General features: G+C 76.9%; 2 protein-coding genes. Both read right to left on the reverse strand.

Annotated features, from left to right (window positions below; genetic code table 11):
- On the reverse strand, positions 1-2,090 hold a 2,090-nt coding region (locus ACWENR_RS28725; protein WP_452280081.1), incomplete at its 3' end, for a type I polyketide synthase.
- A gap of 46 nt (positions 2,091-2,136) precedes the next feature.
- A partial coding sequence (locus ACWENR_RS28730; RefSeq protein WP_452280082.1) for an SDR family NAD(P)-dependent oxidoreductase occupies positions 2,137-7,017 on the reverse strand: 4,881 nt, incomplete at its 5' end.

Here is a 7,017-nt window from a genome sequence, read left to right on the forward strand (position 1 = left end):
CCGCCGCCGGCGGGCAGCGCCTGCATCAGCCGGCCCCGGGCCGCGACCAGCGCGCAGGCGTGCTCCAGCGAGAGCACCCCCGCGACGTACGCGGCGGTGACCTCGCCGATCGAGTGGCCGCCGACGAGGTCGGGGGCGACGCCGAACGACTCGACTAGGCGGAACAGCGCCGCCTCGACGGCGAACAGCCCGGCCTGGGTGAAGACGGTCTGGTCCAGCAGGTCCGCCTCCGGGGTGCCCGGCTCGGCGAACAGCACCTCCCGCAACGGGCGCGGCAGGGCCCGGTCCAGGTGGCCGCACGCCTCGTCGAGGGCGGCGGCGAAGACGGGGAACTCGGCGTACAGCTCCTTGCCCATGCCGGCGCGCTGCGCGCCCTGGCCGGAGAAGAGCACCGCGAGTTGGCCGCGCGGCGATCCGGCGCCGGTGACGACGGTGCCGGCCGGTTCCCCGGCGGCGACGGCGCGCAGCGCGGCGAGCAGGTCGTCGCGGCCGGTCGCCGACACGACGGCGCGGCGGTCCAGGGTGGACCGGCAGGTGACGGACGAGAAGGCCACGTCGAGGGGGCGCAGGGTGTCGTCGGCGGCGAGCCGGGCGGCCCAGCGGCCGGCCTGCGCGGCGAGCGCGGCGTCGGAGCGGGCGGAGAGCAGCACGGGGAACACCGGCCGGTCGGCGGCCACCACCGGCTCGTCCTCGGTGTCGACCGGGGCCGGGGCCTGCTCGACGATGGTGTGCGCGTTGGTGCCGGACACCCCGAACGACGACACGGCGGCCCGGCGCGGCCGGTCCACGGGGGGCCAGGGCGTGGCGGCGGTGGCGAGGGCGACCGCCCCGGCGGTCCAGTCGATGTGCGGGGACGGCTCGTCGACGTGCAGGGTGGGTGGCACGACGCCGTGCCGGATCGCCATGACCATCTTGATCACACCGGCCACCCCGGCGGCGGCCTGGGTGTGGCCGATGTTCGACTTGACCGACCCGAGCAGCAGCGGCGCGGCGTCCCCCCGGTCCTGCCCGTACGTGGCGAGCAGCGCCTGCGCCTCGATCGGGTCGCCGAGCCGGGTGCCGGTGCCGTGCGCCTCCACCACGTCGACCTGCTCGGGGGTGAGCCGGGCGTTGGCGAGGGCCTGGCGGATGACACGCACCTGGGACGGGCCGTGCGGGGCGCTCAGCCCGTTGGACGCGCCGTCCTGGTTGACCGCGCTGCCGCGCACCACGGCGAGCACCGGGTACCCGTGCCGTTGCGCGTCGGAGAGGCGGGCGAGCAGCAGCATGCCGATGCCCTCGGACCAGGAGGTGCCGTCGGCGCCGGCGGCAAACGCCTTGCACCGGCCGTCGGCGGCGAGGCCGCGTTGCCGGCTGAAGCCGACGAAGACGGCCGGGGTTGGCATCACCGTCACGCCGCCCGCGAGGGCCAGCTCGCAGTCGCCGTTGCGCAGGGCCTGCGCGGCCAGGTGGACGGCGACCAGCGACGACGAGCAGGCGGTGTCGACGGTGACGGCCGGCCCCTCCAGCCCGAGCGTGTAGGCGACGCGGCCGGAGATGACGCTCGTGGCGTTGCCGGTGAGCAGGTGCCCCTCGCCGTTCTCGGCCTGCGCCATCATGCCGTCGTAGCCGTGCGACGCCGCCCCGACGAAGACGCCGGTGCGGCTGCCCCGCACCGCCGGCATCGGCATGCCGGCCCGCTCGAACGCCTCCCAGGAGGTCTCCAGCAGCAGCCGCTGCTGCGGGTCCATGGCGACGGCCTCGCGGGGCGAGATGCCGAACAGGTCGGCGTCGAAGTCGGCGGCGGCGTAGACGAAGCCGCCCTCCCGCACGTAGCTGGTGCCCGGGTGGTCGGGATCGGGGTGGAAGAGGCGCTCCAGGTCCCAGCCCCGGTCGGCGGGGAACGGCCCGATGCCGTCGCCGCCGTCGCGCACGAGCTGCCACAGCGCCTCGGGGCTGTCGACCCCGCCCGGGTAGCGGCAGCTCATCGCCACGACGGCGATGGGCTCGGAGTCCCGGCTCTCCAGCTCGCGCAGCCGCCGCCGGGTACGCCGCAGCTCCGAGGTCGTACGCTTCAGGTACTCGACGTACTTCTCGTCCTCGTTGCTCACCGTGGACCTACCTCACTCGGCGTGCCGATGTCGTTGCGGCTGGTCGTCACGACGTCTCCAGCTCGCGGTCGATCAGGTCGAAGATGTTCTCGGCGGTGGCCGACTCCAGGTCGTCGTCGCCGTCCGCGTCCGCCTGCCGCTCGGTCAGCCGGTCCAGCAGGCCGTGCAGCCGCTCGGTGATCCGGCGGAACTCGTCGTCGGTCGGGTCGAGGCCGACGAGCGTCGCCTCCAGCCGGTCCAGTTCCCGGCCCGCCGTCGACGTCTCCCCCGCCGGGGTCGCCGGGGCGAACTGCCCGGCCAGGTGCTCGGCGAGCGCGGTCGGCGTCGGGTTGTCGAAGACCAGCGTCGCCGGCAGCCGCAGCCCGGTGGCCGCGCCGAGCCGGTTGCGCAGCTCGACGGCGGTGAGCGAGTCGAAGCCGAGTTCCCGGAACGCGCGGGTCGGCTCGACGCCGGCCGGGTCGCCGTGGCCGAGGACGACCGCCACGTGCGCCAGCACGAGGTCGCGCAGGGCGCGTACCCGCTTGTCGTCGGGCAGGGCGCGCAGCGTCTCGGCGTACGCCTGCCCGTCGGCGGCCTCCCCGGCGGCGGCCCGGCGGCCGGCGGCGCGGACGAGGTTGGTCAGCAGCGGGTGGACGGGTGACCCGGGCGCTGCCACCCCGGTGACGATCTTGGCGGGCACCAGGGTCGCCCGCTCGGAGCGCCAGACCGCGTCGAACAGGGCGAGCCCCTCGTCGTCGGAGAGGGCGGCCATGCCGCCCCGGTCGAGGCGGCGGAGGTCGGCCGAGTCGAGGTGCCCGGTCATGCCGCTGGCCTGGGCCCAGCGCCCCCACGCCAGGGCGACCGCCGGCAGGCCGAGGGCCCGCCGGTGCTCGGCGAGGGCGTCGAGGAACGCGTTGCCGGCGGCGTAGTTGCCTTGACCCGGGCCGCCGAGGACGCCGGCGGCGGCGGAGAAGAGCACGAACGCGGTCAGGTCGTGGCCGAGGGTGGCCCGGTGCAGGTTCCAGGCCGCGTCGACCTTGGGCCGCAGCACCGCGTCGAGCCGGTCGGGGGTGAGCGACTCGACGGTGGCGTCGTCGAGGACGCCGGCGGCGTGCACGACCGCCCGCAGCGGGTGCCGCGGGTCCACCATGGAGAGCACGTCCGCGACGGCGTCCGGGTCGGCCAGGTCGGCGGCGACGACCGACACGTCCGCGCCGAGGGCCTTGAGGTCGGCGAGCAGCTCGTCGGCGCCCTCGGCGTCCGGGCCGCGCCGGCTGACCAGGAGCAGCTGCCGGGCGTCGTGCGCGGTGACCAGGTGCCGGCAGAGCAGCGCGCCGAGGGTGCCGGTCGCGCCGGAGACCAGCACCGTGCCGTCGAGCCGGGGCGCCTGCGGGATGCTCAGGGCGAGCTTGCCGACGTGCCGGGCCTGGCTGAGGAAGCGGAACGCCTCGGGGGCGCGCCGGACGTCCCAGGTGCGCCGGGGCAGGGGCCGCAGCGCGCCGGCGGCGAAGAGGGCCATCAGCTCGCCCAGCATCGCGCCGATCTTCTCCGGGCCGGCCTCGATGAGGTCGAAGACCTGGTAGTGCACGCCGGGGTGCGCGGCGGCGACCCGCTCCGGGTCGCGCTTGTCGGTCTTGCCCATCTCGACGAACCGGCCGCCGTCGGCGAGCAGCCCCAGCGACGCGTCGACGTACTCGCCGCTGAGCGCGTTGAGCACCACGTCGACGCCCCGCCCGCCGGTGCGGTCGCGGAACTCGTGGGCGAAGTCGAGGGTGCGGGAGGAGGCGAGGTGCGCGTCGTCGAAGCCGGTGGCGCGCAGCGCCGGCCACTTGCCGGGGCTGGCCGTGCCGTAGACCTCCGCGCCGAGGTGGCGGGCGATCTGCACGGCGGCCATGCCGACGCCGCCGGCCGCCGCGTGGACGAGCACGGATTCGCCGGCGCGCAGCCGGGCCAGCTCCACCAGCCCGTACCAGGCGGTCAGGAAGACCACCGGCACGGCGGCGGCGTCGGCGTACGACCAGCCGTCGGGGATGCGGGTGAGCAGCCGGCGGTCGGTGACGGCCGCCGAGGCGAACGAGCCGGAGAAGATGCCCATGACCCGGTCGCCGGGGGCGAGGTCGGTGACGCCCGGCCCGACGCCGAGCACCACGCCGGCACCCTCGTTGCCCAGCACCCGCTGGTCGGGGACCATGCCGAGGGCCAGCACCACGTCGCGGAAGTTCAGCCCGGAGGCGCGCATCCCGACCAGGACGTGCCCCGCCGGCAGATCCCCGGCGGCCTCGGGGGCGGGCAGCAGGGCCAGGTTCTCCAGCGTGCCCTGCGCGGTGACGTCGAGGCGCCACGGCACCTCGTCGGCCGGCAGCGGCAGCACCCCGGCGTCGCGCGACCGGGCCAGCCGGGGCACCAGCAGCGCGCCGTCGCGGACCGCGAGCTGCGGCTCGCCGGAGGCGACGGCCGCCGGGACGGCCGCGAGGGAGGCCGCGGCGTCGTCGGTGTCGAGCAGCGTGAACCGGCCGGGATGCTCCGACTGCGCCGAGCGGACCAGCCCCCACAGGCTCGCCCGGGCCAGGTCGTGGGGGGCCTCGCCGGGCGCGGCGCCGACCGCGCCCCGGGTGTGCAGGACCAGCCGGGCCCGCTCCAGCCGGGGCTCGCCGAGCCAGCCCCGCACGAGCGCGAGCGCGTCCCGGGCCGCGTCGTGCGCGGCCTCCCCGGCCCGGTCCGGGTCCGGGTCGGCCCCCGACCGCAGGTCCAGCACCACATCGGGTACGTCCCCGTACCGCTCGATGGCGGCGACCAGGGTCGCCAGGTCGGCGTGGCCGCGGACGGGGTGCCCGGCGGCGGCCAGCGCCTCGGCGAGGCCGAGGGTGTCGTCGCCGAGCAGCGCCCAGCGGTGCTCCCCCGCCGCCGCGTCGGGTGCCGGCAGCGGCGTCCAGTCGAGGTGGAAGACCGAGGTGCGGCGCAGCGCGGCGGCCTCGTCGGCCCGGCCGGCGGCGACCGGCCGGAAGGCCAGCGACTCGACGGTGGCGACCGGCTGGCCGGCGGTGTCGGCGAGGGTCACCGCGACCGTGTCCGGGCCGAGCGACCGGAGCCGCACCCGCAGCCGGGTCGCGCCGTGGGCGTGCAGGGCGACCGATCGGAAGGCGAACGGCAGCCAGCCCGCGCCGGAGGCGTCGCCCGCGTCGCCGAGGAGCCCGGTGACCCCGCCGGCCTGCAGGGCCGCGTCGAACAGGGCCGGGTGCAGCCCGAAGCGGGACGCCTCGGCGGTCGCCTCGGCGGGCAGGGCCACCTCGGCGTAGGCCGCGTCGTCGCCGCGCCACACCCGGCGCAGGCCCCGGAAGGTGGGGCCGTAGCCGAGACCGCCGTCGGCCATCCGGACGTACCAGTCGTCCAGGTCGGCCTCGACCTCCACGGCGTCGGCCGGGGGCCACCGGACGGGCTCGGCGGTCGGGGCGGGCGGCTGCGGCAGCAGCAGGCCCTCGGCGTGCCGGGTCCACCCGGCGTCGCCGCCGTCCTCGGGGCGGGAGTGCACGGTCACGGTGCGCTCGCCGGTGTCGCTCGGCGGGCCCACCCGCACCTGCACCTGAGCCGCACCGGTCGCCGGGAGCACCAGCGGGCTGACCAGGGTCAGGTCGCCCACCTGGCCGGCGTCGACCTCGTCGCCGGCCCGGACCACCATGTCGACGACGCCGGTGCCGGGCACGATCACCGCCCCGCCGACGGCGTGGTCGGCGAGCCACGGGTGGGTACGCACCGACAGCCGCCCGGTCAGCACCACCGTCTGGTCGTCCGCGACCGGTACGGCCGCGCTGAGCAGCGGGTGCCCGGCGTCCTGGAGGCCGGCGGAGCCGACGTCGCGGACGCGGTGCGCGGGCGCGTCCAGCCAGTGGCGTCGCCGCTCGAAGGCGTACGTGGGCAGCGCGACGGCGTCGGTGGGCGCCAGCACGGCCGTCAGGTCGACGGGCAGGCCGATCGCGTGCGCGGTGGCGAGGTTGGTCAGCAGCCGCGTCGCGTCGTCGTCGCCCCGCCGCAGGCTGCCCAGCGTGTGCCCGCTCGCCCCGGCATCGTCGAGGATCGCCGTCACCGGCATCGTCAGCACCGGATGCGGGGAGATCTCCACGAACGCGGTGTGGCCGGCGGCGACCGCCACCCGCACCGCGGCGTCGAACCGCACGGTCTGCCGCAGGTTGTCGTACCAGTAGCCCGCCGTCATCGACCCCGGATCGACCCAGTCCCCGGTCAACGTCGACACGAGCCGGGTGTGGCCGGGCTGCGGGGTCACGTCGGCCAGGTCCGCACGGAGTTGCTCGGCGACGTCCCGCACCGCCACCGAGTGCGACGCGTAGTCCACCGGGATCAGGCGAGCCCTGATCCCGTCGGCCTGGCAGGCTTCGACAAGGTCGGCGACGGGCTGCGGCGGACCCGACACCACCACCGTCGAGGGGCCGTTGACCGCCGCGACGCCCACGCCCGGGAACGCCGGCAAACGCTCGGCGACCGCCTCGGCGGACAGGTCGATCGACGCCATCGTGCCCGTGCCCCGCAGCACCGTCAGCGCACGGGACCGCAGCGCCACGGCCTTCGCCGCGTCATCCAGGCTGAGGATGCCCGCCACGCAGGCGGCGCCGATCTCGCCCTGCGAGTGACCGATCACCGCCGCCGGGGTGACGCCCGCGTGCTGCCACACGGCGGCCAGGGCCATGCCGACCGCCCAGAGCACCGGCTGCACGACCTCGACCCGCGCCAACCACGACTCGTCCTCACCCGTGAGCACCGAGACGAGGTCGACGTCCAGGTAGGGCGCCAGGGCCCGCTGGCACTCGGACAGGCGCGCGTCGAACACCGGCGCACGGCCGACCAGGCCGGCGGCCATCCGCGCCGACTGCGCGCCCTGACCCGGGAACACGAACACCGGACCCGCGCCGTGCGACGACACGCTGCCGGCGACGAC

The organism is Micromonospora sp. NPDC004336 (genome assembly GCF_053602615.1).